The 561-nt window shown below is 64.7% G+C and carries 1 protein-coding gene; it reads right to left on the bottom strand.

The annotated features are described in order from the left end of the window. A partial coding sequence (locus HX846_RS37580; RefSeq protein WP_256740476.1) for a Mur ligase family protein occupies positions 1-561 on the bottom strand: 561 nt, incomplete at both ends.

The raw sequence follows: 561 nt of genomic DNA, 5'->3' as shown, positions 1-561 counted from the left end.
GCCAAGGCCGGTGGCAATGCCAAACAACGACACGCCCAGCACGTGGGCGGCGGCGGCGGCAGCCAGGGCATTGGCGACGTTGTGGTTGCCCAGCAGGTTCAGTTGTACGTGCTCGTCACCTTGCGGGGTATGCAGGGTGAAGGACGGGCAGCCACGGGCGTCGGCCTTGATATTCGAGGCATGGAAATCGGCAGCGGCGTTGTGCACCGCGAAGCTCAACACCTTGCGACCGGCGGCACGGACACGCCAGGTTTCGAAGGCCTTGTCATCGAAGTTCAGCACGGCAGTGCCGGATGCGTCGAGGCCTTCGATGATTTCGCCCTTGGCTTCGACGATCTTTTCAGGGCCGCCAAACTCGCCGACGTGGGCAGTACCGGCGTTGCTGATCACCGCGACATGAGGCTTGGTCATGGCCACGGTGTAGGCGATTTCGCCGATGCGCGAAGCACCCAGCTCAATGACGGCCGCCGTGTGTTCCGGGGCCAGTTCGAGCAGGGTCAGCGGAGCGCCGAAGTCATTGTTCAGGTTGCCACGGGTCGCCAGGACCGGGCCGCGCCTGCG

The sequence above is a fragment of the Pseudomonas sp. K5002 genome (assembly GCF_013386655.1).
Classification (GTDB): Bacteria; Pseudomonadota; Gammaproteobacteria; order Pseudomonadales; family Pseudomonadaceae; genus Aquipseudomonas.
This window is presented reverse-complemented; position numbering and strand designations above follow the sequence as displayed.